The sequence below is a fragment of the Embleya sp. NPDC050493 genome (assembly GCF_044458105.1).
Taxonomy (GTDB): domain Bacteria; phylum Actinomycetota; class Actinomycetes; order Streptomycetales; family Streptomycetaceae; genus Embleya.
Window position 1 is genome coordinate 1 of the sequence record NZ_JBITHP010000006.1, and the last position, 25411, is coordinate 25411.

General features: G+C 70.8%; 21 protein-coding genes. 9 read left to right on the top strand and 12 right to left on the bottom strand.

Annotated features, from left to right (window positions below; all coding sequences use genetic code 11):
• Nucleotides 1-143: 143 nt before the first annotated feature.
• The 3 genes from ACIBM5_RS14245 to ACIBM5_RS14255 all read right to left on the bottom strand — a co-directional run bounded on the left by ACIBM5_RS14245 (nucleotide 144) and on the right by ACIBM5_RS14255 (nucleotide 2899).
• Complete coding sequence (locus tag ACIBM5_RS14245) at nucleotides 144-521, bottom strand: hypothetical protein (RefSeq protein ID WP_391586927.1); 378 nt, start codon at nucleotides 519-521, stop codon at nucleotides 144-146.
• Between the two features lie 187 nt (nucleotides 522-708).
• On the bottom strand, nucleotides 709-2010 hold the full coding sequence (bioA, locus tag ACIBM5_RS14250; RefSeq protein ID WP_396007109.1) for an adenosylmethionine--8-amino-7-oxononanoate transaminase: 1302 nt from the start codon (nucleotides 2008-2010) through the stop codon (nucleotides 709-711).
• A 109-nt stretch (nucleotides 2011-2119) separates the two neighbouring features.
• On the bottom strand, nucleotides 2120-2899 hold the full coding sequence (locus ACIBM5_RS14255) for a hypothetical protein (RefSeq protein WP_391586929.1): 780 nt from the start codon (nucleotides 2897-2899) through the stop codon (nucleotides 2120-2122).
• A gap of 599 nt (nucleotides 2900-3498) precedes the next feature.
• Between ACIBM5_RS14255 and ACIBM5_RS14260 the strand changes: the two genes are divergently transcribed.
• Nucleotides 3499-4884 (top strand): glycine betaine/L-proline ABC transporter ATP-binding protein, encoded by a 1386-nt coding sequence (locus tag ACIBM5_RS14260; RefSeq protein WP_396007110.1) that lies wholly within the window; start codon nucleotides 3499-3501, stop codon nucleotides 4882-4884.
• Nucleotides 4877-6763 carry an ABC transporter permease/substrate binding protein gene (locus tag ACIBM5_RS14265; RefSeq protein WP_396007111.1) on the top strand — a complete coding sequence of 629 codons (1887 nt, stop codon included), beginning with the start codon at nucleotides 4877-4879 and terminating at the stop codon, nucleotides 6761-6763. The genes ACIBM5_RS14260 and ACIBM5_RS14265 overlap by 8 nt, the downstream gene beginning before the upstream one ends.
• A 193-nt stretch (nucleotides 6764-6956) precedes the next feature.
• On the opposite strand, the gene ACIBM5_RS14270 is transcribed toward ACIBM5_RS14265, so the two are convergent.
• Complete coding sequence (locus tag ACIBM5_RS14270) at nucleotides 6957-8081, bottom strand: hypothetical protein (RefSeq protein ID WP_396007113.1); 1125 nt, start codon at nucleotides 8079-8081, stop codon at nucleotides 6957-6959.
• A 22-nt stretch (nucleotides 8082-8103) separates the two neighbouring features.
• Nucleotides 8104-8340, bottom strand: coding sequence for a LapA family protein (locus ACIBM5_RS14275; RefSeq protein WP_396007114.1), 237 nt, complete (start codon nucleotides 8338-8340; stop codon nucleotides 8104-8106).
• Between the two features lie 178 nt (nucleotides 8341-8518).
• Here ACIBM5_RS14275 and ACIBM5_RS14280 point away from each other — a divergent pair, with 178 nt between their 5' ends.
• Entirely contained in the window at nucleotides 8519-10189 is a 1671-nt protein-coding gene (locus ACIBM5_RS14280; RefSeq protein WP_396007116.1) for an MDR family MFS transporter, read from the top strand.
• Between the two features lie 83 nt (nucleotides 10190-10272).
• Here ACIBM5_RS14280 and ACIBM5_RS14285 read toward each other — a convergent pair whose 3' ends face one another.
• From ACIBM5_RS14285 to ACIBM5_RS14300, 4 genes are all read right to left on the bottom strand, one after another.
• Nucleotides 10273-11130: a 3-hydroxybutyryl-CoA dehydrogenase gene (locus ACIBM5_RS14285; protein ID WP_396007117.1), complete on the bottom strand. Its 858-nt coding sequence runs from the start codon at nucleotides 11128-11130 to the stop codon at nucleotides 10273-10275.
• 59 nt (nucleotides 11131-11189) lie between these two features.
• Nucleotides 11190-11600 carry a PIN domain-containing protein gene (locus ACIBM5_RS14290; RefSeq protein WP_396007118.1) on the bottom strand — a complete coding sequence of 137 codons (411 nt, stop codon included), beginning with the start codon at nucleotides 11598-11600 and terminating at the stop codon, nucleotides 11190-11192.
• Nucleotides 11597-11833, bottom strand: a complete 237-nt coding sequence (locus tag ACIBM5_RS14295; RefSeq protein ID WP_396007119.1) for a type II toxin-antitoxin system VapB family antitoxin — start codon at nucleotides 11831-11833, stop codon at nucleotides 11597-11599. Before ACIBM5_RS14295 ends, ACIBM5_RS14290 begins: the two co-directional genes overlap by 4 nt.
• 166 nt (nucleotides 11834-11999) lie before the next feature.
• Nucleotides 12000-12815, bottom strand: coding sequence for an SDR family NAD(P)-dependent oxidoreductase (locus ACIBM5_RS14300; RefSeq protein WP_396007120.1), 816 nt, complete (start codon nucleotides 12813-12815; stop codon nucleotides 12000-12002).
• A gap of 154 nt (nucleotides 12816-12969) precedes the next feature.
• Between ACIBM5_RS14300 and ACIBM5_RS14305 the strand changes: the two genes are divergently transcribed.
• The 5 genes from ACIBM5_RS14305 (at nucleotide 12970) to ACIBM5_RS14325 (ending at nucleotide 19198) form a co-directional block, all read left to right on the top strand.
• Nucleotides 12970-13464, top strand: a complete 495-nt coding sequence (locus ACIBM5_RS14305) for a pyridoxamine 5'-phosphate oxidase family protein (protein ID WP_391586937.1) — start codon at nucleotides 12970-12972, stop codon at nucleotides 13462-13464.
• 166 nt (nucleotides 13465-13630) lie between these two features.
• Complete coding sequence (locus ACIBM5_RS14310; RefSeq protein ID WP_396007121.1) at nucleotides 13631-15859, top strand: acyl-CoA dehydrogenase; 2229 nt, start codon at nucleotides 13631-13633, stop codon at nucleotides 15857-15859.
• A 110-nt stretch (nucleotides 15860-15969) separates the two neighbouring features.
• Nucleotides 15970-17160 (top strand): acyl-CoA dehydrogenase family protein, encoded by a 1191-nt coding sequence (locus ACIBM5_RS14315; RefSeq protein ID WP_396007122.1) that lies wholly within the window; start codon nucleotides 15970-15972, stop codon nucleotides 17158-17160.
• A 33-nt stretch (nucleotides 17161-17193) separates the two neighbouring features.
• Nucleotides 17194-18321 (top strand): acyl-CoA dehydrogenase family protein, encoded by a 1128-nt coding sequence (locus tag ACIBM5_RS14320; protein ID WP_396007123.1) that lies wholly within the window; start codon nucleotides 17194-17196, stop codon nucleotides 18319-18321.
• A gap of 76 nt (nucleotides 18322-18397) precedes the next feature.
• Nucleotides 18398-19198, top strand: coding sequence for a crotonase/enoyl-CoA hydratase family protein (locus ACIBM5_RS14325; protein WP_391586941.1), 801 nt, complete (start codon nucleotides 18398-18400; stop codon nucleotides 19196-19198).
• 92 nt (nucleotides 19199-19290) lie between these two features.
• Here the strand turns inward: ACIBM5_RS14325 and ACIBM5_RS14330 are convergent, their stop codons facing one another.
• Nucleotides 19291-20931 carry a protein kinase gene (locus ACIBM5_RS14330; RefSeq protein WP_396007124.1) on the bottom strand — a complete coding sequence of 547 codons (1641 nt, stop codon included), beginning with the start codon at nucleotides 20929-20931 and terminating at the stop codon, nucleotides 19291-19293.
• Nucleotides 20932-21234: 303 nt separating this feature from the next.
• On the opposite strand from ACIBM5_RS14330, the gene ACIBM5_RS14335 reads away from it, so the two are divergent.
• Nucleotides 21235-22839 carry an acyl-CoA synthetase gene (locus ACIBM5_RS14335; RefSeq protein ID WP_396007125.1) on the top strand — a complete coding sequence of 535 codons (1605 nt, stop codon included), beginning with the start codon at nucleotides 21235-21237 and terminating at the stop codon, nucleotides 22837-22839.
• Between the two features lie 133 nt (nucleotides 22840-22972).
• Here the strand turns inward: ACIBM5_RS14335 and ACIBM5_RS14340 are convergent, their stop codons facing one another.
• Nucleotides 22973-24286 (bottom strand): DUF445 domain-containing protein, encoded by a 1314-nt coding sequence (locus ACIBM5_RS14340; protein WP_396007126.1) that lies wholly within the window; start codon nucleotides 24284-24286, stop codon nucleotides 22973-22975.
• Nucleotides 24287-24610: 324 nt separating this feature from the next.
• Nucleotides 24611-25348, bottom strand: a complete 738-nt coding sequence (locus ACIBM5_RS14345) for a TetR/AcrR family transcriptional regulator (protein ID WP_396007127.1) — start codon at nucleotides 25346-25348, stop codon at nucleotides 24611-24613.
• Nucleotides 25349-25411 lie beyond the last annotated feature (63 nt).

The window sequence follows — 25411 nt, forward strand, 5'->3', positions numbered from 1 at the left end:
CTACGTATTTTCTCTTTAGGCGCGCCCCCGCCCCCACACACCACCCCCCGGCCCCCCCGCCCCCCCCGCGCCCCGCCCCCCCCCCCCCCCCGCCCCCCCCCCCTCCTCGGTGTTTCCCGCCGTTTCCCGCCGGCCCGGCCGCACTAGAGCGGCAGGTGGCCGTGCCCGCCGGGGACATGCGGGCCGGGGACGCGTGCGGGCTGGGCGGGCACCAGGGAGGCGCCGCGGTGTCGGCCGTACGTGGTGTAGCCGCCCTGGGTGGGCAGCGAGAAGTTCGGGAACGGCGGATCCTGCGCGTACGAGTGGCTGATGGCCGCGGGTGCGCCGTAGGACGGCCGGCTCGCCGCGAAGTCCTCGTTCGAGCGCTCGTGCGGGACGGCGCGGAACATCCGCCGCCACTCGGTCTCCAGCGCGTTGTAGATCGGCGTCAGAACGTCATGGGTGGGCGCCGCGGGAGCCCCGACGGCGACTACGGGATGGCCGAGGGCCCGGCTGCTGATGGAGTCGTCGAAACTGAACACACCAGGCCCAACGACCGGAACGCCCGCCGGTTGCGGGGATATCGAGTGACGTTGGGGTGGGGCGGGGGCGCGCCGAGGTGGGTGCCCGGGGTCGCGGCTGCGGCGAGGCGGGGCGGCGTGGGTCGGGGGCGCCGACGCGCCGGGGGTGGGCGTGGCGTGGTGACCCGATGTGTGGGCACAGCGGGGATCAGGTGTGGGTGCGGACCACCTCGACCATGGCCCGGGTGACCGTGCGCAGGTCTTCCGGGGTGATCACGTATGGCGGCATCGTGTAGACGAGTTTGCCGAACGGGCGGATCCAGACGCCCTGTTCGACGAATGCGGGTTGCACGAGGGCCATGTCCACGGGGGCGGCGAGTTCGATCACGCCGATGGCGCCGAGGACGCGGACGTCGACCACGCCGGGGAGGTCGCGGGCCGGGGCCAGGCCGGTGCGGAGGCCGTCGGAGACGGCGGCTACGCGTTCCCGCCAGGGGGTGGACAGGAGCAGGTCCACACTCGCTCCGGCGATCGCCGCCGCGAGCGGATTGGCCATGAACGTGGGGCCGTGCATGAAGGCGCCGCCCTCGCCGCGCGAGATGGTCTCGGCCACCTCGTCGGTGCACAGCGTTGCGGCCATGGTCAGGTAGCCGCCGGTGAGCGCCTTGCCCAGGCACATGATGTCCGGTGCGATTCCCGCGTGTTCGCACGCGAACAACGCGCCGGTCCGGCCGAAGCCGGTGGCGATCTCGTCCGCGATCAGCAACACCCCGAAGCGCGTGCACAGTTCCCGGATCCGGCGCAGATACGCGGGGGAGTGGAAGCGCATTCCGCCCGCGCCCTGCACGATCGGCTCCAGGACCACGGCCGCGATCGTCGAGCCGTACCGATCCAGCAGGTCCTCGATCGCCGCGGTGTCCTCGGCGCGCAGCGCGGTGTCGAACCCGGCCGGTGGAATCGGCGCGAACAGGTGGGCCGGCAGCACCCCGGAGAACAGGTGGTGCATGCCGCCGACCGGATCGCACACCGACATCGCGCCGAAGGTGTCGCCGTGATACCCGCCGCGCACGGTGAGCAGCCGGGTGCGTTCGGGCCGCCCGCGCCCTCGCTGGTATTGCAGCGCCATCTTGAGCGCCACCTCGACGGCGACCGAGCCGGAGTCGGCGAAGAAGACCTTGTTCAGCGGCTCGGGGGTGATCTCCACCAGCCGCCGGGCGAGCCGCACGGCCGGCGGATGGGTCAGCCCGCCGAACATCACGTGCGCCATCGTGTCCACCTGCGCGTGCGCGGCGGCGTTCAGCACGGGGTGGTTGTAGCCGTGGATCGCCGCCCACCACGAGGACATCCCGTCGACGAGCTCGCGACCGTCGGCGAGCCGCAGCCGAACCCCGTCGGCGCCGACCACGGGGAACAGCGGCGCGTCGCCCTCGGTGCTCGCGTACGGGTGCCAGATGTGCCGCCGGTCGTGGGAAACCAGTTCGTCGCCGTAGGCCGCGTCGTAGTGCTCCATAGGCCAGGCACGCTATCGGAGTGCGGGAGGCGGCCCGGAATCGGCCGCCTCCGCCCGTGCCCGCGGCGCCCGTCCGGCCGCCCCGCCGGGTCGACGCGCCGACGCTCGTTCAGATGCCGCTGACCGGCACGGACCCGGCGGCCAGCAGGTTGCGCCGACCCGCCTCGCTCAGCGCTGCGGCCAACTCGTCGTTGCCGGTGTGGATGCCGATCGTGCCCACCGGGGCGGCGAACAGGAGCACCACGCCGTGCGTCTTGGCCGCGTTCAGCCATGCCTCGGGCACCTCGGCCGGGGTCTGCGCCTGCCACCACGCCTCGGTCCGGCCACCCGCGCCGGGGAAGAGCACCGCGGTCAGGTAGCCGTCGGTCATCTGCACCGACCAGCCGCCGAGCAGCGGCGGCAGGGTCTCGTCCGGCGTGGCGATCGGTGCGAACCCGCGCTCGCCGAGCAGCGAGAGGAACTCGTCCTGCGCACCGGGGGTGCCCGGGCGGGCCACGGCCGCCCCGGGCTCGACCACCAGCGCCGCGTAGGTCACGCCCGCGCACACCACCATGCTGCCGGTGATCGAGATCGGCACCGGCCCGCCCGGCACCACCGTCTGCACCGCGAGCCCGGGATTGGCCTGCGCCGCGAGCAGCGGCTCGACCGCCGCCTCGGACACCGGGATCACCTGCGAGGGGATGCAGCGCGTGTGCGCGAACGCGAGCACCGCGGTCTCCTCGGCCAGATACAACAGTGCGCTGGTCTCCACGGAGGTGGTGTCGCCCTCGCCGCGGCACGAGGCGCACGCGTAGGTCTGGGGGCCGGTCTCCCCGGCCACCAGGCGGGCGGCCTCGTCGTCGCCGATCTCGGCGCGGACCTCGGGGCTGACGTCGAGCAAGCGTGACACGGAAGGCTCCATCGGTAGGGGGGCGTGCAACAGTGGGTTCGCCGTCTGCGTTCTCGCGCCGGGACGTTACCGCGTGGTGACGGTGTGTCACCTGGAGAATGCGGGAACGTCACCCCTATGGGGCATGTGCGCCCCGGCCGCGCCACGGCCATTCGGGCGATGGCGGGTTCGTGTGCGACGGTGGACGTCGACGTTTCGGCGTCGGGTACGCGTTCGATGACCGAGAGGTACGAATATGTCGATGTGATCACGTCATGATCACCATGGGATCACGGCCGAAAGGCCGCTTGAAATCGGGTGATCAATGGATTGATTCGGACATATGCGAACGCGTTCGTGAGATGAGAATCTCCATATGTTTCTCATCGGAATAGCTCGGGCAAGTCACGCCCGGTAACAAATGCGGGATACAACTTTTTCCGGGCCTGCCCCGGAGAAGGCGTTCGACCCCGGACGTGCGCCGCTGCCGTGACGTTTTTGCGGCGGCCGTATCCCCGCATCCACAGCCCGCGGCGCCGGTGCCCTCATCACGGCGGTGCTCCGGCCCGGAACCGAAGTCAACGGTTCCGTTCCCCCGCGGCCCTAATGACGAGGTATGCGTGTCCAGACTCAGGGCCGAAGGCCTGTACAAGATTTTCGGCCGGCGCGCCGACGATGCGGTCCGGCGACTCCGCGCCGGCGAGAGCCGTGACGATGTACGCAAGAGCAATGCCACCCCGGCCGTCATCGACGTCTCGTTCGACGTCGCGGAGGGCGAGATCTTCGTGGTGATGGGCCTGTCCGGTTCGGGCAAGTCGACGCTGCTGCGGATGCTCAACGGTCTCCTGGACGCCACCGCCGGCGCCGTCTACATCGACGACCGGGATCTGACCTCGTTGCCCGCCAAGGAGTTGCGCGACGTGCGCGCCCGGCGGATCAGCATGGTCTTCCAGCACTTCGCGCTGTTCCCGCATCGCACGGTGCTGGAGAACGCCGGTTACGGGCTGTCCGTGCAGGGGGTGCCGGCGGCCGAGCGCGATCGACGAGCCCGCGAGGCACTGGCCCTGGTCGGCCTGGCCGGCTGGGAGGAGTCCGCGCCGGGCGAGTTGTCCGGCGGCATGCAGCAGCGGGTCGGCCTGGCCCGCGCGCTCGCCACGGACGCCGACATCCTGCTGATGGACGAGTCGTTCAGCGCGCTCGACCCGCTGATCCGGCGCGAGATGCAGGACCAGCTCCTGGAGCTCCAGGAGAAGCTGCACAAGACCATCGTGTTCATCACGCACGACCTCAACGAGGCGATGCGCCTCGGTGACCGGATCGCGGTGATGCGCGACGGTCGGGTGGTTCAGATCGGCACCGCCGAGGACATCCTGACCGACCCCGCCAACGACTACGTGGCGTCCTTCGTCGCGGACGTGGACCGTACCCGGGTGCTGACCGCCGGTTCGATCATGGAGGACTCGCGGGCCACGGTGACGTGCGGCGAGGGGCCCCGGGTCGCGATGCGCACGATGCGCGAGGCGCAGACCACGGCGGCCTTCGTGGTGGACTCGCGCGAGAACGGCCGCCGACTGCTGGGCGCGGTCACCGACGCCGCGGTCACCGAGGCCGCGCGGATCGGCGACCGGAGCATCCGGCCCGATCCGACCCTGGACGTGGTCACGGTGACCCCGCAGACCCCGGTCGCCGAGCTGTTCACGCCGTGCGCGGAGAGCAGGTTGCCGCTCGCGGTGGTGGACGAGGCGATGCGACTGGTCGGGGTGATTCCCCGGGTGAGCCTGCTGGCCGCGCTCGGCAACGCCGCGCAGAGCGGATCGGGCGACAGCGAGGGCGGCACGCTCGGCGTGACCGACACGGGCAGCGTCAAGATGCTGGTGCCCGCGGGGCCTTCGGAGAAGCTGATACCCGCCGGCGCCGCGGAGCGGTCCGTCCCGATCGACCCGCGGGTGCCGGCTCCGGCCGGCGAGCGGATCGTGCCCGAGGGCGAGGTGCGTGACGATGCCTAGGATTCATCTGGGCGACTGGGCGGAGAGCCTGGTCGACTTCATGCGCGACCACTTCTCGTGGTTGTTCGACTTCATCCAGAGCGTGGTGGGCGGCGCGATCACCCACCTCGCCGACTGGCTGACCGACTCGCCGCTGCCGGCCGTGGTCGTGCTGTTCGCGGCGATCGGCTGGGCGGTGCGGGGCCTGCTGTTCGGGCTGCTCGCGGCGGTGGGCTTCCTGCTCATCGACGGCCTGGACATGTGGCAGCCGGCGATGTCCACGTTGGCCCTGGTGCTGGTCTCGGCGGCGGTCGCGCTGCTGATCGCGATCCCGCTGGGCATCCTGACCGCGCGCAGCCGCGCGGTGGGCACCGTGGTCAAGCCGGTGCTGGACTTCATGCAGACGATGCCCGCCTTCGTGTACCTGATCCCGGCGATCACGTTCTTCGGTATCGGTGCGGTACCGGGCGCCGTGGCCACCGTGGTCTTCGCGCTGCCGCCGGGCGTGCGGATGACCGAACTGGGCATCCGCAGCGTCGACGCGGAGATGGTCGAGGCCGGTGAGGCGTTCGGCACGAGCGAGTGGAAGATCCTCAAGGACATCCAGTTCCCGCTCGCGCTGCCGACCATCATGGCCGGCGTCAACCAGGTCATCATGTTGTCGCTGTCGATGGTGGTCACCGCCGGCATCGTCGGCGCGGGCGGCCTGGGCAGCGAGGTGTTCGGCGCGTTGTCGAACAACAACGTGGGCCTGGGCGTCGAGGCCGGTGTCGCGGTGGTCGTGCTCGCGATCTACCTGGACCGTACGGTCAGCGCGGCCGGACAGCGGGTCGAGGCCCGGGCCAAGCGCTCGGCGACCGAGCGTTCGGCCGACGGCTTCACGCCCAAGTGGCTGCTGGACTGGCGTCCGCGCCCGGTCGTCGCGGTCGGCGGCGTGGTCGCGGTCGCGCTCGTGGCGGGCCTGCTGGGCGGCTTCGGACTCGGCGCCACGGACAACGGTCGGAAGAAGATCACGATCGGCTGGATCCCGTGGGAGGAGGACGTCGTGGTCACCAACATGTACAAGCGGTTGTTGGAGAAGCGCGGCTACGACGTGACACTCAAACAACTGGACGTGGGCCCGCTGTTCCAGGGCATCGCGCGCGGCGACATCGACCTCTTCCTGGACGCGTGGTTGCCCACGCTGCACAAGAAGTACATGGACGAGTACGGGCCCAAGCTCGAAGAGATCGGGCAGTGGTACAACAACGTCGACGTGCAGCTCGCCGTCCCGAAGAACCTCCCCTACAACTCGGTCGAGGATCTCAAGGGACACGAGAAGGAGTTCGGCGGCCGGATCGTCGGCATCGAGCCGGGCGCGAACATCATGGACCTGACCGAGAAGAAGCTGATCCCGGAATACGGGCTCGACTTCGACCTGGTCAAGAGCAGTACACCCGCGATGATCGCCGAGTTGGACCGGCAGATGGCGGCGGGCAAGCCGATCGTGGTGACGATGTGGCGCCCGCACTGGGCGTACACGAAGTACGACATCAAGCCGCTGGCCGACCCGAAGCAGTCCTATGGTGCGCCGGGTTGGATCAGTTCGATCGGCCGCAAGGGCTTCGCGAAGGACTTCCCCGAGGTGAACACCTGGGTGAAGAACCTCAAGCTGGACGACTCGGTGCTCGGGCCGCTGGAGAAGAAGGTCTTCGTCGACTTCGACGGCAAGCCGAACGCCGCCGCCGAGGGCGTCAAGGCCTACCTGAAGGAGAACCCGGACGTCGAGAAGAAGTTCCTGGCCGACCTCCCGCCCGCGGGCGGGGAGCAGCCGAAGCCGGAACAGGGCGGCGGACAGGGCAAGACCGCCCAGCCGCAGTCGCTGCCGGCGCCGACCCGGGAGTCGGCGGAGGTGCGCTGACGGCCGGTCTACCTCACGAGGGTGACCCGGGCCTGGTGCGACTCGGTCGTGCCGGGCCGGGCGTCACCCACGTGAGGGACGGCCCGCGCCGCGATCCGGCCGGACCGGCAGGCGTGCCGCGCGTCACCGACACGACCGGGAGCGTCCTCGACGGGGCCGCCGCACGCATACCGTGCGGCGGCCCCGTCGTCGGTCAGCGGCGGATCTGCCAGTCGGCGTTCGGGGCGATGGGGTCGCACTTGTAGCCCCAGCGCGAGGCGCCGTTCGCGAAGGCCTTGAAGAACGTCTCGGTGGGTTGGCCCAGGGTCAGACCGGGGGGATCCTCGCCGTTGTGCCGGCTGAGCTGGTAGGCGACGGTGTGGTCGTTGCACATGCCCAGCACCTTGCCCTCGACGGTGCCCGCGAGTTGGGCGTCGTTGGGTACGCCGCCGGTGGGCAGCCGCTCGGACAGGGCGGCGCGTTCGCCCGGGATCTCCGCGCCGGGAGCCAGGTAGCCGTGCACGATGGCGAAGGACAACACCCGCTTGCCGTCCAGGAACAGATCGCAACCCTGGATCGCGCCGGGCCCCGAGGGAGTGGCGGAGGCGGTCCAGCGGGCACGCTGTTCGCCGGCGGCCTGGGGGCCGAGCGCGGCGGGTTCGAGCATGCCGCACACGGGCGCGTCGGTGATCGGCTTCGGCTCTTCCGCGGGCTTGATCCTGCCGGGCCGCGGGGTCGGCTCGGCACCGCACCCGGCCGCCTTGGCCACACCGTTGGCGAGGTCGACGGCCAGATCGGCCAACTGCTGTCGCCGGTCCGGCGGAGCCGGCGCGCCGGCCGGTCCGATCGTGCGGGCCCGCACCAGCATCGGCACCGGTTGCTCGACGTTCTGCACCTTGCAGTTCTGCACGAGCCACGCGTCGTCCGCACCGGCCATGCCGTACAGCTTGTTGGCCTCGTCGCCCAGTGGGGCGGACCCGGTCGTGGTCAACCCGGGCAGTTGCACCCGCTCGGCGCCCGCCATGTTGAACAGGTACGCCGAGCCGATGAAGGACTGATCACCCGCGGAGACCTGGCAGCGCAGCACCGGGTAGTGCTCCAGCGGCAGATGGTCCTTGTTGGTGAACGCGGGTGCCGCCGGCAGCACGGCGGTCACCGCCGAGGTCGGCAGGATCCCGGCGCACACGGTGGCGCCGACCGGGGTGGTCCCCGAGCCGGTGGGAGTGACCGAGGTGGGCTCGGCGGTCGGCGAACCGGTGCTCGAACAACCGGCGACGAGCACGCCGGCGGTCACCAGGCTCGCCACGGATACGGCCGGACGCAGCCTGGAGCGAAGCATGCGGCCCAGGATATCGGGCCGTTCAGGCGCGGTTTCCCTTCACCCACCAGCCGGTCAGCGCACCCGCCGCGAAGGTGCCGGCCAGAACGATCCAGATCGGCGCTTCGACGGTGGGGATCCAGAACCGGATCGTCGCCGAATCGGTGTTGGCCAGTACGAACCAGACGGCCAGGACGACGATCGCCGCGATGCCGATCGTGCGGTAGGACACGCCGCCGATGTTGCCGCCCGCCGCGCCGGATCGAGGGGTCTTCGCCATGCGGTGATGCTATTTGCGTGATCACTCGATCACGGTGAGGCGCGCCGACTTGACCATCTCTTGAAAGTTGCTTGCAGCAACAAAGGACGCTATGGTTGTACCAAGCAACGAGTGTCGGGGGTGGGGAAGCCGCGTCCGGGCGCAGAGCATCCGAGGCAAGCAGAGCAAAGGGGAAGGTATGACCGACGCACCGGCCGCGGAGGTAGCGGCGCAGCCGATGTCGCATCGGCAGATCATGGAGGCCCTGTCCGGGCTGCTCCTGGGCATGTTCGTGGCGATCCTGTCGTCCACGATCGTGTCCAACGCGCTGCCGCGGATCATCTCCGACCTGCACGGCAGCCAGACCTCGTACACCTGGGTGGTCACCGCGACGCTGCTGGCGATGACCGCGACCACCCCGATCTGGGGCAAGCTCGCGGACCTGACCAGCAAGAAGCTGCTGGTCCAGCTCGCCCTGGTGATCTACGTCGCGGGCTCCGCGCTGGCCGGTCTCTCGCAGAACACGAGCATGCTGATCGGCTGCCGGGTGATCCAGGGCGTCGGCGTCGGCGGCCTCACCGCCCTCGCGCAGGTGATCATGGCCGCGATGATCTCGCCCCGCGAGCGCGGTCGGTACAGCGGCTACCTCGGCGCCACGTTCGCGCTCGCCACCGTCGGCGGTCCGCTGATCGGCGGTGTCATCGTGGACACCCCGTGGCTGGGCTGGCGCTGGTGCTTCTACGTCGGCGTGCCGTTCGCGGTGGCCGCGATCGTGATCCTGCAGAAGACCCTCAAGCTCCCGGTGGTCAAGCGTGAGGTCAGCATCGACTACCTGGGCGCGACGCTGATCAGCGCCGGTGTCTCGGTGCTTCTGGTGTGGGTCTCGCTCGCGGGCAAGAACTACGCCTGGATCTCCTGGCAGACCGCGGCCATGGTGCTCGGTTCGCTGGTGTTGATCGCACTGGCGATCCGGGTCGAGGGCCGGGCGAAGGAACCGATCATCCCGCTGTGGTTGTTCAAGGAGCGCACCATCGTGCTCGCCGTGCTCGGCAGCCTCGCGGTGGGTCTGGCGATGATGGGCTCGTCGGTCTTCCTCAGCCAGTACTTCCAGATCGCGCGCGGCAAGTCGCCGACCGTCTCCGGTCTGATGACGCTGCCGATGATCGGCGGCCTGGTGCTCGCCTCGACCGTGGTCGGCAAGCTGATCACCGCGACCGGCTTCTGGAAGCGCTACCTGGTGATGGGCGGCATCTCGCTGACCATCGGCCTGGGTCTGATGAGCACCGCCCGCGCGGACACCGACCTGTGGGTGCTCGGCGGGTACATGTTCCTGCTCGGCATGGGCGTCGGCGCGCTCCAGCAGAACCTGGTGCTCGCGGTACAGAACGCGGTGCCGATCCACCAGCTGGGCGCGGCCAGTTCGGTCGTCGCGTTCTTCCGCAGCCTGGGCGGCGCGGTCGGCGTCTCGGCGCTGGGCGCGGTGATGGCGACCAAGGTCACCGGCTACCTGTCCGACGCCGGGCTGAAGTCCGGGGCGGGTGGCGGGGCAGGGATCCCGAACGTGCACCACCTGCCGGAGCCGGCGCGCGGCATCGTGGAGGCCTCGTACGGCCACGCGGTCGGCGACATCTTCCTGTTCGCGGCGCCGTTCGGCCTGCTCGCGCTGGTCGCGGTGCTGCTGATCAAGGAGGTCCCGCTGCAGACCGCGCAGGCGGTGGTGGTGGCCAAGGCCGAACCGCAGGCGCCCGCGGCGGGTGCGGAGGTCTCCGGGAAGCCGGGGGCGCCGGCGGTCGCGGAGGCGATTGCCTCCGAGTCTGCCTCCGAGTCGGCCTCGGTACGGATCGACAAGGTCGGGGCGCGGACTCCGTAGCCTCCTCGTACACGGCTCGGGGCGGTCCCGCACGGGACCGCCCCGAGCCGTGTTCGGGGTCCGGACCCCGGGACCGGCCGGACTCAGTACTGGTAGAACCCGCGCCCGGTCTTCTTGCCGAGCAGCCCCGCGTCGACCATGCGCAACAGCAGCGGCGGCGAGCTGTACAGCTGCTCCTTGAACTCGTCGTAGAGGCTGTCCGCGACCGCCTTGATCGTGTCCAGGCCGATCAGGTCGGTCAGCCGCAGCGGGCCCATCGGGTGCGCGCAGCCGAGCACCATGCCGTTGTCGATGTCCTCCGCCGAGGCGAAGCCGGACTCGAACATCCGGATCGCGGAGAGCAGATAGGGCACGAGCAGCGAGTTGACCACGAAGCCGGCGCGGTCCTGCGAGCGGATCACCGTCTTGCCCAGCACCTCGCCCGCGAACGCCTCCGCGCGGGCGGCCGTCGTCTCGTCGGTGAGCAGCGAGGGCACCAGTTCGACCAGCTTCTGCACCGGCACCGGGTTGAAGAAGTGGATGCCGACGACCTGCTGCGGCCGGGCCGTGGCCATGCCGAGTTTCATGATCGGAATCGAGGACGTGTTCGAGGCCAGGATCGCGTCCTCGCGCACCACGACCTTGTCCAGCGTGGCGAAGATCTGCGTCTTGAGCTCTTCGAGCTCGGCCACGGCCTCGATCACCATGTCCCGATCGGCGAAGTCGCCCAGGTCGGTGGTGTAGGTGATCCGGGCCAGCGCCGCGTCCCGATCGGCCTCGGCGAGCTTGCCCGCCTTCACCCCACGATCGATCGACTTGGTCACCCGAGCCTGCCCGGCCTCCGCCGCGGCCTTGCTCGTCTCCGCCACCAACACGTCCAGCCCGGCCTTGGCACAGACCTCGATGATCCCGGACCCCATCAGCCCGGCCCCTACCACCCCTACACGCCGTACATCGGACACCGCGTACTCCTCGCTCCACTTGCTGCCGTCAGCCTCCTCGGCATCCTCTCAGGTGAGCGTCAGCGGTGGTCGATCCGTACGACGGGTTGGCCGGTGAGCTGAGCGATGACCTCGAAGTCGCGGTCCGCGTGCAGCAGTACGAGGTTGTGTCGAGCCGCCGTGATCGAGACCACGAGGTCCACGACGCTTGCGCATTCATGCTGCGACTTCTCCCTGAGACGCAGGTGCAGCGCTGCGGCGTCGGTCCATACCGAATCAGGTACGTGGAAGTGGGGCAGCATCTCCTTCGTGAGCTTGTCGAGGGCCTCGCACGCCGCCTGTCCACCCGTGCCACGGAGAAACTCAAGTCGGATCGGTTCGCACAGGCCGACGCGTCCGGCCGCGAATGGCTGATGCCATGCTTCGCTGGTCTGCCCGCGGTAGAAGCGCACGAGCGCCGAGGTGTCCGCAAGGTACAGGTCCTGGCTCACTGCGATTCCTGCGGGGGCCCGTACTCTTCGGGCAACCCGAGCACTTCCATGTTCAAGGCACCCTCTGCGACCAGTTCTCTTATCCGCTCGATGGCTACCGTGCGACGCTCGATTTCGGCGGCGGCCATTCGTCGTAGGGCCGTGTTGATCGTGTCGCGCGTCGTCGTGGTGCCCAGCATTCGAGCGACTATGGCCAATGCCTCGTCGTCGATGTCGATCAGTGCCTCGGACACGTTCGCTCCTCAGGTCCAATCCATCCCTGAAGAGCATATTCCAACCTTTTGGAGACGTACCGTTGAGCCAAACGGCCTAGTTTTGGCATACGCCCTCCGACCAGCGCAAAGTCGCCCGGACGCGCCTTCCGGGTTCATCCGAAGGAGGGATCCCCCAACACCACGCTCAGTGCGGCGCCGCGTCCATGTCCGGCAGCGGATATGGGAACTTGGCGCTCACCGCACCGTCCACCGTCAGGGTCTGGCCGCTCACGTAGCGGGAGAGGTCGCTGGTGAGGAAGAGGAGGGGGCCGGCGATGTCGGCGGGTAGGGCCACGTCGCGCAGGGGGGCGTTGGCGGCATTGGCGGCGCGGCCCGGTTCGCCGAGGTAGGCGGAGACGCGGGGGGTCCACACCACGCCGGGGGCGACCGCGTTGACCCGGACGCCGGCGGGGCCCAGTTCCACCGCGGCCGAGCGGACCAGTGAGATCAGGCCCGCCTTGGCCGCCCCGTAGGCCGCGTGCATCGGGGCACCGGTCAGGCCGGAGACCGAGGCCACGAAGGTGATCGCGCCGCCGCCGTGGGCGGCCAGGTGCGCGCCGCCCAGTTGCAGGGCGAGCAACGCGTGTCGCAGCACGATGTCCTGGTGCCAGGTCCAGTCCTCGTCGGTGGTGGAGAGCAGGTCGGCGTACCTGCTCATGCCGATGATGTCGACGATCGCGTGCGCTCGGCCCAGCCGTGCCTCGACGTCGGCCCACAGCCGGGTCACGTCCGCGCGCGAGGTGGCGTCGCCGGACCAGGCGATGCCGTCGACCTCCGCGGCGATGTCCTTCGCCAGGTCCGGTTCGCGGTCCACCGCGAACACCCGCGCGCCGGACTGGGCGAGCGCGTGCGCGGTCTGTCGGCCGATGCCCTGGCCTGCGCCGAGCACGACGACGCCGCGTCCGTCGAGCCGGAGTCGGGCCGGGTAGTCGGGCACCTCGGAGTCGTCGGTTCGGGTCATGGCGCCGACGCTAGGCAGGACCTGACGCACTGTCAATCACGGTTCGGGAGTTGGTCGGCAGCGGAACTGACGGTCTGTCAATCGTCCTCGCGGCGTGGCAATGTTTGACCCAGGCAATAAAAATCCCCGGTGGGCGAGAGCGAAGGAGTTCGGCATGGGCGAGCACATGGGCCACGGCGTCAAGCAGCGCGATCGGGTCCGGATGACGGACGAGGAGGTGGCCGCGTTCCTGGCCGAGCGGCACTCGATGACCATGTCCACGCTCAACGCCGACGGCAGCATCCACTCGATCGGCATGTGGTACGGCTTCCTGGAGGGCGAGGTGGCCCTGGAGAGCAAGGCCCGGGCGCAGAAGGTGCTCAACGTGCGCCGCAACCCGACCATCACGTGCCTGGTCGAGGCGGGCGAGTACTACGAGGAGCTGCGCGGTGTGTCCATCGTCGGCAAGGCCGAGGTGGTCGAGGAGCCGGAGCGGATCTGGGAGCTGGGGGTGAGCGTGTTCGGTCGCTACGCGGCGCCGTACACCGAGGAGATGCGCCCGGCCGTGGAGATGATGCTGAACAAGCGCGTGGTGATCAAGGTCGTCCCGGACCGGATCGTGTCCTGGGACCACCGCAAGCTCGGCCTGCCGTCCACGCGCCCGAGCTGACCACCGCCCCCGGCCCCCGCGCCGGCGGCTCGGGTGCGCGCTCGGCGGCCGGTTCGCGATCCGGGCCGCCGACCGCGCGTGCGGACGCGGATCTGGCGACGCCGGATCCAGTCAGGTAGCCTGTCCGCTTACTTGATCGAGACAAGTATTGGTGAGGGAGTACACAGTGCCGATCGGATTCGCCACCGAGCACCGGGCGTTCGCGGAATCGGTCGCCGGTTTCGTCGCTCGCCATGCCTCGATCGAGGCCACCCGCCGAGCCTCCGACGAACTCGCCGCCGGTGCGCTCCCGGACTGCTGGGACACGCTGGTCGGCCAGGGCCTGACCGCCGTGCACCTGCCCGAGGAGCACGGCGGCGCGGGCGCGGGTGTGCTCGAACTCGCCGTCGCCCTGGAGGAGGCCGGCCGCGGCCTGCTGCCCGGCCCGTACCTGCCCACCGTGCTGACCAGCACCATCCTGGCCCGCTGCGGCGGCCCCGAGGTCGGCAAGGCGCTGCTGCCGCTGTTCGCCGAGGGCGCCACCGGCGCGGTCGCCGTCGCGCCGAGCCTGACCGCGCGCCGGACCCGGGTCGGCTGGGAGATCGACGGCATCGCCGAACCGGTCCTGGGCGCGGTCGGCGCGACCCACCTGCTGCTCGGCGCGCGTATCGACACCGACCCCGACCGGGACGGACAGATCTGGTTCGTGGTCGAGCCCGCCGGCGAGGAGACCGTCGAGGTGCTCCCGCTGGAGGCGGTCGACCTCGCCCGCGGCGTCGCCCGGGTGCGCACGCGCGGGCTGGAGATCACCGCTTCCCGGGTGCTGGCCGGGATCGACGCCGCCAAGGTGCGCGACCTGGCCGCCGTGCTCGCCGCCGCCGAGGCGGTCGGCGTGGCCCGCTGGTGCTTCGAGACCGCGCTCGCCTATGTCAAGATCCGCGAGCAGTTCGGCGTCGCGGTCGGCTCGTTCCAGGCGATCAAGCACAAGGCCGCCACCCTGTTCACCCGGCTGCAACTGGCCACGGCCGCGGCCTGGGACGGGGCCCGGGCCGCCGACGACACCGTCGCCGACGCCGACGAGCAACTGCGCCTGGCCGCCGCCGAGGCCGCCGTGGTCTGCCTGCCGGCGGCCCGCGAGATCGCCCTCGACTGCATCACCATGCTCGGCGGCATCGGCTTCACCTGGGAACACGACATCCACCTGTACTGGCGCCGCGCGGTCTTCCTGGCCCAGTGGCTGGGCCCGTCGGGGGAGTGGACGGCACAATTGGGCCGCGCCGCACTGGCGAGCGTCGGCGGCGGCCCCACCCGGCGCTTCGACCTCGAACTCGACGAGGGCGACATCGCCGCCTTCCGGGCCGAGGTGGCCGCACACCTGGCCGAGGCGAACGCCCTCGCCGAGCCCGCCCGTCGGCGGCGCCTGGCCGAACTCGGCTACGTCTCGCCGCACTACCCGAAGCCGTACGGCATCGCCGCGAGCCCGGCCCGACAGGTGGTCATCCAGCAGGAGTTCGCCCGCATCGGGCTGACCCAACCGAGCACGATCATCGGCGAGTTCGCGCTGCCCACGATCATGGAGCACGGCACCGACGCGCAGCGCGACGCCTACGTGCCGGCCACGCTGCGCGGCGAGATCATCTGGTGCCAGCTGTTCAGCGAGCCGGGCGCCGGCTCCGACCTGGCGTCGCTGAGCACCCGTGCCACGAAGGTCGACGGCGGCTGGCGGCTGAACGGCCAGAAGGTGTGGAACTCCAAGGCGCACGAGGCCCACTTCGGCATCTGCCTGGCCCGCACCGATCCGGACGCGGCCAAGCACAAGGGCATCACCTACTTCATCGTGGACATGGCCACGCCCGGCATCGACGTGCGCCCGCTCAAGCAGTCCAACGGCCAGTCCGAGTTCAACGAGGTCTACCTCGACGACGTGTTCGTGGCCGACGACCAGGTGGTCGGCGAGGTGCACGCGGGCTGGCGGATCGCCCGCACCACACTGGCCAACGAGCGGGTGATGATCGCCGGCGGCCCGGGCATGCAGGCGTTCGGCCGGCTGCTCGACGACATCGGCGAGGCCGGCGCCGCCGCGGCGGACGGCGCGCTCGCGAGTCGGCTGGGGGCCTTCGCGGCGGAGCACTTCGCGCTGCGTGCGCTGACCCTGCGCTCGACGCTCCAGCAGTTGTCCGGGCTCAACCCGGGCGCCGCCTCCAGCGTGCTCAAGCTCGCGGTCACCGAGCACCAGCGGGCCGTGGTCACCGCGCGCCTGGACCGGATCGGCGCGGCCGGCACCCACCACGCCGACCTCGGCGGCGAACTGCTCACCGCCTACCTCTCGCTGCCGGCCGTCCTGCTCGGCGGCGGGACCCGGGAGATCCAGCTCAACGTCGTCGCCGAACGCATCCTGGGCCTGCCCAGAGGCTGATCCGGCCGGCGCCCCGCCCGCGCCGCGCCCCCGGCGACCGGCTTTCCGTCCCGGCAACCGGCGATCGACCACCGGCTGTCGGTGCTTTCCACGGCTACCAGGGAGACCACGTGCACATCGCCTACACACCCGAGCAGGAGGACCTGCGGCGGGAACTGCGCGAGTACTTCGCGCGGATCATGACCCCCGAGATCCGGGCCGAGCAGGCCGCGGGCGAGACCAGCCTGATGGGCAAGGACGGCGCGTACTGCCGCGTTGTCAAGCAGATGGGCGAGGACGGCTGGCTGGGCATCGGCTGGCCCAAGGAGTATGGCGGCCAGGACCGCACGATGCTGGAACAGCTGATCTTCACCGACGAGGCCACACTGGCCGGCGCGGCGGTGCCGTTCCTGACCATCAACACCGTCGGCCCGACGCTGATGGAGTACGGCACGCAGGAGCAGCGCGACTTCTTCCTGCCCAGGATCCTCGCCGGCGACATGCACTTCTCGATCGGCTACTCCGAGCCGGGCGCGGGGACCGACCTGGCCGCGCTGACCACCAAGGCGGTGCGGGACGGCGACGACTGGATCATCAACGGCCAGAAGATGTGGACCTCGCTGATCCATGTCGCGGACTACGTCTGGCTGGCCGCGCGCACCGACCCCGACGCGCCGCGGCACAAGGGCCTGACCATGTTCCTGGTGCCCACGAACGCCGAGGGCTTCTCCTGGACCCCGATCAAGACCATGGGCGGCCAGACCACGTCGCAGACCTTCTACGAGAACGTGCGGGTGCCCGCGTCGGCGATGGTCGGCGAACTCAACGGCGGTTGGAAGCTGATCACCGGCCAGCTCAACCGTGAGCGGGTGGCGCTGTGTTCGGCCGCGGCCATCCAGCTCGCGCTGCACGAGACCCGGCGCTGGGCGGAGCGGGCCGTGCTGCCGGACGGCTCCCGGGTGATCGACCGTGAGCACGTGCAGGCCAACCTCGGCCGGGTGCACGCCAAGGTCGAGTTCCTCAAGCTGGTCAACTGGAAGATCGCCTGGTCGGTCGACCACGGCACCAAGGTCGGCCCCGCCGACGCGTCGGCGACCAAGATCTTCGGCACCGAGTTCGCCACCGAGGCCTACCGGTTGCTGATGGAGTGCATGGGCGAGGACGGCTACCTCCAGCAGGACTCGCCCGGCGCGGTGCTGCGCGGCCGGCTGGAGAAGATGCACCGCACGGCGCTCATCCTCACCTTCGGTGGCGGCACCAACGAGGTACAGCGCGACATGATCGCGATGCTGGGCCTCGGCCTGCCGCGACCGCCCCGCTGACCCGCCGTCACCACGCTGACAAGGACAGGTGAAATGGACTTCGGTTACACGGAAGAACAGCAGGACCTGGTGGGCCTGGCGGGGCGGATCCTCGGCGAGCGGGTCACCCACGAGGCGCTCACCGCGCTGGACAAGAGGGTCGAGCAGGAGGGCGCGCCGCGCTTCGACCGCGACCTGTGGGCGGAGCTGGCCAAGGCCAACCTGCTCGGGATCGGGCTGCCGGAGGAGTTCGGCGGCTCCGGCTACGGCGTCTTCGAGCAGTGCCTGATCCTGGAGCAGATCGGCCGCACGCTCGCGCCGGTGCCGTTCGGGCCCTCGATCGCGGTGGCCGCCTCCATGCTGAACCGGCTGGGCACGGACGAGCAGAAGGCGGCCTGGCTGCCGGGTGCCGTGGACGGCTCGCGGATCCTGACCTACGCGCTCGCCGAGCCGTTCGGCCGGGACGGTGCCGCGCCCGCCACCAAGGCGGTGCACACGGACGGGGTCTGGCACCTCGACGGGGTCAAGACCGGGGTGCCGGCCGCGACCGTCGCCGACCTGATCCTGGTCTCCGCGGACGCGGACGGCCACGCCGGGGTGTTCCTGGTCGACCCGAAGGCCGCGGGGGTGCGGATCGAGGCCCAGCTGACCACGGCCAAGGAGGTCGCGGGGCTGGTCACCCTGGAGAACGCCGTGGGCACGCCGCTCGGCGGTCCCGACGCGGCACTCGACCTGCGCGACCGGGCCACCCTGGCGCTGTGCGCGACCCAGCTCGGGGTGACCGAGAAGGCGATGCGCGAGACCGCGAAGTACGCGAGCGAGCGTGTGCAGTTCAAGCGCCCGATCGGTTCCTTCCAGGCGGTGGGCCACCGGCTCGCCGACGCGTACATCGACGTCGAGGGCATCCGGCTGACCACGTGGCAGGCCGCCTGGCAGGTCGCCGAGGGACTGGACGCGGGCGAGGCGATCGCGACCGCGAAGTTCTGGGCGGCTGACGGCGGACACCGCGTGGCCCATGCGGCGGTGCACGTGCACGGCGGCATGGGCGTGGCCGAGGAACACTTCGTGCACCGCTACTTCAACCACGCCAAGCAGCTCGAACTCTCGCTCGGCGGCGCGACCGAGCAGGCGCTGCGGATCGGCGCCGGCTTCGCCGCCACGGCCGCGGGCGAGTTCGCCTGATCCGGCCGACCCGCCCCCGCCTTCGGCCCGGCCGCGCCGGCGCCGCACCCCTGTGATTCCTGGAGACGAACAGAACATGAGCGAACCCCACGCCCTGGTCGAGCGGGACGGCCACGTCCTGATCATCACGATGAACCGCCCGGAGGCCCGGAACGCGGTCACCGGCGAGATGATCGAGATCCTGGAGGCCGCCTGGGACGAGGTCAACGACAACCCGGAGATCCGGGTCGCCATCCTCACCGGTGCCGGCGGCGCGTTCTGCGCGGGCGCCGACCTGAAGGCGATGAGCCGGCGCGCGCCGGGCGACGCGTTCAAGGGTGGCGAAGGCAGGCCGGCCATGGACATGTCCGTGATGAAGTGGTGTCTCAAGGGCTTCACCCTCACCAAGCCCCTGATCGCCGCGATCGAGGGGCCCGCCATCGCGGGCGGCACCGAGATCCTTCAGGCCACCGACATCCGGGTGGCCGGCGAGTCGGCGCGCTTCGGCGTGTCCGAGGTCCGCTGGGGCCTGTTCCCGCTCGGCGGGTCGGCGGTGCGCCTGCGCCGTCAGATTCCGTACACTGTCGCCGCCGACCTGCTGCTCACGGGCCGCCACATCAAGGCGCCCGAGGCCAAGGAGCTCGGTTTGATCGGGCATGTCGTGCCGGACGGCGGCGCACTGGAGAAGGCGAAGGAGATCGCCCACCAGATCGCCGCCAATGGTCCGATCGCCGTTCAGGCAGTCCTGCGCGTTCTGCGTGAAACCGACCAGTTGACCGAGGAAGATGCGTTCAAGCTGGAGTCGCAGATCGGCATGCGGGTGTTCATGAGCGACGACGCCAAGATCGGTCCGCGAGCCTTCGCGGAGAAGAAGACCCCGGAGTTCAAGGGCACCTGATGTGCCATCGGAAGACTTCGGCATGAAACGGGCCCGCCGGGTCAGGGACGGCAATCCCCCGGCGGGTCCTCATCATGTCGACGCACGAGCGGTCATCCGGGTTGCATCGGATGCCGAGGCAATCTCGGCGCCGACGCGGGCACCCGCCGGCCCCGGATCTCCCGGGCGAGCTCGACCGCGGCCAGCACGCCGAGCACGATCCACAGGGCGATCATCATGTTCTCGTCGCCCATCGACGAGCACGACCAGCCGGTCAGGGCCGCGAACAGCCAGAACGCCGCGATGTAGAGGCCGGGGGTGTCCCGCCGACGCAGGAAGGCGACCAGGAAGATCAGCGCGAGCAGCGCGAACGACGCGATGCCGGCGAATTCTTCGCTGGTGAGATCGCTCGCGTTCCAGTGGTCGGTGGCGCCGTAGGCGGTGAAGGTCTGTCGTCGGTAGGCGCGGCGGTACGGCGCCGAGAACAGTGCGGCGGCCAGCACGGCGAGCGGCCCCCACACCAGCAGCACGGCCAGTCGGGCCGACCACAGCAGCGCGGCGGCGGCGAGCACGGCCACGGCCGGGCACAGCTGATTGAAGCCCTTGAACCCGTCCGGACGCACGCTCAACCACGTGGCCGCCAACAGCGCGCCGCCGGCGACGGCGAGCAGGCCGTCGCCGGTGAGCCGGAACCGGATCGCCCACGGCCCACCGCCGGACCGCTGCGGCGCCGAGCCGACGGACGGCGGGATGCCCGGCATTCGGGGCGGACCCGGTGCGGGCGGGACCGGGGGAGGCGGGGCGGGCGTTCGGTCGCCGGCGGTGACCGGGGTCGGGGTCGGTTCGGTGGTCGGTTCGGTCGCACGGCTCGTCGGGCGGGCGACGTTCGGGTTGCGGGTGGTGTCGGCGGCGGGTGTGCCCGACGCCGACCGGGCTCGGACGTCCTCCAGCGCCGCGAGCAGCCGACTCGCGGTCGGGAACCGGTCGTCGGGGTGCTTGGCCAGCAGGCGCAGCACCAGCGCGTCCAGGTCCTCGGGCACCTGCGGGCGCATCGCGGACGGCGGGGTGGGCGGCTTGGAGAGGTGCTGGTGCATCACCGCGAACGGCGAGTCGGCCAGGAACGGCGGCCGTCCGGCGAGCAGTTCGTAGATCAGCGCACCGAGCGAGTACAGATCGGTGCGGGCGTCCACGTCCCGGCCCTCGATCTGCTCCGGGGACAGGTAGGCGGGGGTGCCCACGGTCATCCCGGTCGCGGTGAGCCGGGTGGTGGTCTCCGCGAGCACCTTGGCGATGCCGAAGTCGAGCACCTTCACCCGGCCGGACGAGGTCAGCATGATGTTGGCCGGCTTGAGGTCGCGGTGCACGACGCCGTGGCCGTGGCTGTGCACCAGCGCGTCGGCCACGTCACGGGCGATCGCCACGGTACGGCCGATCGGCAGCGGGCCCTCGTGCAGCGCCTCGGCCAGCGTGCGACCGTCGACGAACTCCATCACCAGGAAGGGCGTCGGTTCGCCGTCCGTGGTGTCCTCGCCGACGTCGTACAGCGTGGCGACGCCCGGGTGCGAGAGCGCGGCGACCGTGCGGGCCTCGCGCCGGAACCGGTCCCGGAACTCCTGCTGCCGGGTCAGCTCGGCGGGCAATACCTTGACCGCGACGGTGCGGCCGAGTTCGCGGTCGACGCCGCGCCAGACCACGCCCATGCCGCCGTGGCCGACCGGCTGAGCCAGTTCGTACCGTCCCCCCAAAACGCGCATGTCTCCCCCGGAGTCGGGTGCGTGGCGTGCCTGGACGCGCGGGTCTTCGCGGGCCTTCGCGGGCGTGCGGGTGCGCGGGCCGGTGCGGAACCGCGGGCGTGGAGCCGCCGGTGATTTCGGGACTTTCCCGGCGCGAAAGTACCGCCCGGCGGGGAGGCCTCGACAGCGCTTTGCCGGATCATGGCGAACCTATTCTTTTGATCGAGTCAAGGGTAAGTTGACTCGACCCTGCTTCGACCCGGACCGGATCCGTGCTCGGATCCGGCTTCGGAAGCGCCCGTTCATCCGCCGTGGGAGCCGACCATGACGCCCGTCAGCCCGTCGTTCAACCTCGCCGACCTCTTCGAGATCGTGGTGGACGCGATTCCGGACCGCACCGCGCTGATCGCGGGCGAGGTGCGACTGACCTACCGTGGACTCGACGAGCGGGCCAACCGCGTCGCACACCACCTGCTCGACGCCGGGATCGAGCCCGGCGACTTCGTCGGGATCCACGCGTGGAACCGCGCCGAGTGGGTCGAGGCGATGATCGGCTGTCACAAGGCACGGGCCGTGCCGATCAACATCAACTACCGCTATGTCGAAGCGGAGTTGCGCTACCTGTACGAGAACTCGGGCATGGTCGCGGTGATTGCCGAACGTTCGTTCGCGGGCGCGACGCGGGCGATCCGGGCCGATTTCCCGGCGCTGCGGCATGTGCTGATCCTGGAGGACGGCTCGACCGAACCGACCGAGGGCATGGTGGCCTACGAGGACGCGCTCGCCGCGACCTCGCCCGAACGCGGCTTCGGCGCGCGCAGCGGGGACGACCTGTACGGCCTGTACACCGGCGGGACCACGGGCATGCCCAAGTGTGTGCTGTGGCGTGGCGAGGACATCTTCTTCGCGGCCCTGCAGGCCGGTCGCGGCGCTCGGCCCAGGCTGGAGACGCCCGATGAACTCGCGGACACGGTGCGGGAGTCGGCCGGGATGACCACGCTGGGCCTGGCGCCGATGATGCACGGCGGCGGGCAGTGGTCGATGTGGAACACCTTCTACATGGGCAACACGTTCCTGATGTGGACCGGGCGCGCCTTCGACGCCGACACCGTGATGGCGCTGGCGGCCCGGGAGCGGGCGTTGTCGATGGCGGTGGTCGGCGACGGGATGGGCAGGCCGCTCGCGGACTGGCTCGCGGCCAACCCGGACACCTACGACCTGTCCGCGCTCAAGGCGATCAGCAACGGCGGGGCACCGATGAGCACCGCGGTGCGCACCGCCCTGGAACAGGCCGGCGTCTTCGTGATCGACAGCTTCGGTGCCTCCGAGACGGGCGCCGCGGCCCGGCAGACCGGCGCGCCGGGCGCGGGCACGCGGTTCGCCTCGTCGGCGACCACGACCGTGCTCGACGACCGCCTGATGCCGGTCGAGCCGGGCTCCGGCGACGTCGGCCGACTGGCGGTCAGCGGGCACATCCCGCTGGGCTATCACGGCGACGAGGAGAAGACCCGGGCCACCTTCGTCAAGGACGCGGCCGGGCGCCGCTGGGTGTTGCCGGGCGACTTCGCGCAGCTGGAGAAGGACGGCAGCATCATCCTGCTCGGGCGCGGCAGCGCGACCATCAACACCGGTGGCGAGAAGGTCTATCCGGACGAGGTGGAGGGCGCGCTCAAGACGCACGCGGACGTGTTCGACGCGGTCGTGGTCGGCGTCCCGGACCCGCGCTTCGGACAGGCCGTCACCGCGCTCGTGGTGGTGCGCGAGGGCACCGCGCCCGCGCCGGAGGCGATCACGGCGCACGCCCGCACCCTGATCGCGGGCTACAAGACGCCCAAGCGCATCCACTTCGTCGAGTCCATCCCGCGCACGGCGGCGGGCAAGGTGGACCTGCGGGCGGCCAAGGCGCGGGCGGAGGAACTGTCCGGGTAGGCGGGTGGGTCGGGCGCCGGAGGGCGCCCGGGGTCGGGGCCGGCGCCCGGGTGCGGGTCGGCTCGCGGGGCGGGTGGGGCCTGCGCGGCGTTCGGCGCGGTGCCCCGGGGCGGGTGGGCGACCCGCCCCGGGCTCAGCTCAGTACCTGAGTCAGGGTGTGGATCAGCAGGCCGACCAGGGCGCCGACGACGGTGCCGTTGATCCGGATGAACTGGAGGTCGCGCCCGACGTTGATCTCGATCTTGCGGCTGGTCTCCTTCGGATCCCAAGCGCCGACGGTGTCGGTGATCAGCGCGGTGATCTCGTCGCGGTAGGTGGTCACCACGTACACGGCGGCCTGCTCGATCCAGCGGTCCGCCTTGCCCCGCACACGCGAGTCCTCGGCCAGCCGGCCGGCCAGCGAGCGCACGGCGGCGTTGACCCGGCTGCGCAGTTCGCTGTCCGGGTCCTCGGTGGCCTCGACCAGCATCGCCCGGGCGGCGCCCCACACCGATGCGATCAACTCCTGGACCGCCGGGTGCGCGACGGTGCGGTCCCGCAGCCTCTCTATCTGGGCGATCATCGCCGGATCGTGCTGGAGGTCGCGGGCCACCTCGGCGAGGAAGTTGTCCACCGCGACCCGGGCCGGATGCCCCGGGTCGTCCCGCACCGCACCCGCGAATCGCACCAGTTCGCGGTGCACCTTGTTGGCGATCTGCCGATCCAGGAAGCGCGGCGACCAACCGGGTGACTCCTCGTCGACCACCCGCAGGACGGCCTCGCGATGGTTCTCCAGCCAGTCGTGCGCCTTCGTCGCGACCAGGTCGACCAGGCCCCGATGCGCACCGTCGCGCACCAGCCGGTCGAGCAGTTCGCCGATCGGCTGGGCCACCGCCTGGGCGGAGACCCGACGGGTGATCGCCTGCCCGAACACGCTCTGCACGTCCTCGTCGCGCAGCACGGTCAGCGCCGCGCGGGCCAGTACGCCCAGTTGGTCGGTGACCCGCTCGGCGTGCCCGGGGGCGGCCAGCCAGGTGCCGGCCCGCCGGGAGACGTCCATCCGGCGCAGCCGCTGCCGCACCACGGCGTCGGAGAGGAAGTTCTCCCCGACGAACTCGCCGAGATTGCGCCCCAACGCGTCCTTGCGGGTCGGGATGATCGCGGTGTGCGGAATCGGCAGCCCCAGTGGCCGGCGGAACAACGCGGTCACCGCGAACCAGTCGGCCATCGCGCCGACCATCCCGGCCTCCGCCGCGGCCTGCACATATCCGGCCCAGGCCCCGGCCCCCCGCGCCTCGGCCCACCGCGCGAGCACGTACAACACGATCGCGAACACCAGGAACCCGGTGGCGATCACCTTCATCCGCCGCACGCCCCGAAGCTTCTCCACCTCCGCCGCGGTACGAACCACCCCACCGGGGGCGGGACGGTGCGGAGCGGGAGACACGGGTTCGGCGAGATCTTCCATGACCGTCATTCTGATGATCTGCCCACGTCGAATGCGCTCACGACACCACAACGACGACGTGGCCCTCCTCATGTGTGCACTCGGGGGAGGCGATGGATACAACTCAGGGGTCACATTTGTCCGCTGTCGTGGGAAACCCGCCTCCTCGAACCGTTGGAGGGTTCGGGATACCGCGAGGAGCGGAAGGAGGAGCGATCATGAGTCCCGCACGGCGCCGGCAGGACGTCGGGGGGATCTGACGACCCGACAGCCATACCGGAGATCGTCGGTCGGTGGTCCAACCGGGTAGGATCCGGCCCGCGCCGGCGGCGGCCCGGCGTCGGATCAGCCGCGGGCCGGGGTGCCCAGGATGCCGTTGAGCAGGACCTCGATGCCCCAGGCGTCGCGTTCGTCGCCGGACCCCGCGGTCAGCGTCGCGCGCATCGAGACCAGGTGCGGGTAGTCCGTCGCGGACAACCGCCCGAACGCCTCGTCCATCGCCGCGACCGCGCTCTCCTCGGTCTGTCCCTCGGCGCCCTTGGCGGCGTACGCCGACTCCTCGGCCGCCGCGGCGGTGATGTGCAGGTTGATCAGATCCAGTGCGAGCGAGCGGGTCAGGTCGTCGATGCCCGCGCCGGCCAGCAGTCCCAGGATCGCCTCGGCCAGCGCGAGCGCGTTGGGACCGGTCGGTACGTCGCCCAGCGCCACGGTCGCGATCCCGCGATGGCCGCCCAGCACGGTGATCGCCGTGCGGATGAGCGTGGTCAGCTCCGTGCGCCAGTTCGGGAACGGCTCGCCGACCGCGGCCACGGTCGGCAGCGGGATCTCGCCGAGCACCCGGTCGTAGATCAGCGCGAGCAGCTCGTCGCGGTTGGCCACATACACGTAGAGCGAGGCGGCGCCGGTGTCGAGCGCCTGCGCGACCCGGCGCATGGTCACCGCGTCCAGGCCGTCGGCGTCCAGGATCGCCAGCGCGGCGGACACGAGTGCGTCCGCGCTGAGTGCTGCCTTGGCCGGTCGGGTCCGCCGACTGACCGGTGCGGAAGGGGTGGACGGGCGTGGTTCGCCGGGTGATTTCGCCATGCCCCGAGTATAGGCGTTGACGGAACACTGTTCGGTACGTACATTGTTCGTAACGAACGGCGT